The organism is Pseudomonas sp. 51_B (genome assembly GCF_017491595.1).
Taxonomy (GTDB): domain Bacteria; phylum Pseudomonadota; class Gammaproteobacteria; order Pseudomonadales; family Pseudomonadaceae; genus Aquipseudomonas; species Aquipseudomonas promysalinigenes.
This window is the reverse complement of record NZ_JAFGYW010000175.1, coordinates 1-526: the sequence shown is the minus strand read 5'-3', so window position 1 is coordinate 526 and position 526 is coordinate 1. Positions and strand designations below refer to the sequence as shown.

Below are 526 nucleotides of genomic sequence, written 5' to 3'. Positions count from 1 at the left end.
ACCGTGCTGTTGCTCGGTCAGGCGGTGCCTGCTGCGCAAGCGGCCGATCTGCCTGATTTCACCCAATTGGTCGAACAAGCGTCGCCAGCGGTGGTGAACATCAGTACCACGCAGAAACTGCCGGACCGTCGGGTCAACCAGCAGATGCCGGATCTGGAAGGCCTGCCACCGATGCTGCGCGAATTCTTCGAGCGCGGCATGCCGCCTCAGCAGCGCTCGCCACGTGGCGATGGCCGCCAGCGTGAAGCGCAATCGCTGGGTTCGGGTTTCATCATTTCGCCGGATGGCTACATCCTCACCAACAACCACGTGATCGCCGATGCTGACGAAATCCTCGTCCGTCTGGCTGACCGCAGTGAGATGAAAGCCAAGCTGGTCGGCACCGATCCACGCTCTGACGTGGCGTTGCTGAAAATCGAAGGCAAGGATCTGCCGGTGCTCAAGCTCGGCAAATCCCAGGACCTGAAGGCCGGCCAGTGGGTCGTCGCGATCGGTTCGCCATTTGGCTTTGACCACACCGTGACCC

General features: G+C 61.6%; 1 protein-coding gene. It reads left to right on the top strand.

All coding sequences use genetic code 11. From position 1 onward, the window contains the following. On the top strand, positions 1-526 hold a 526-nt coding region (locus tag J5M56_RS24245), incomplete at both ends, for a trypsin-like peptidase domain-containing protein (RefSeq protein ID WP_207937975.1).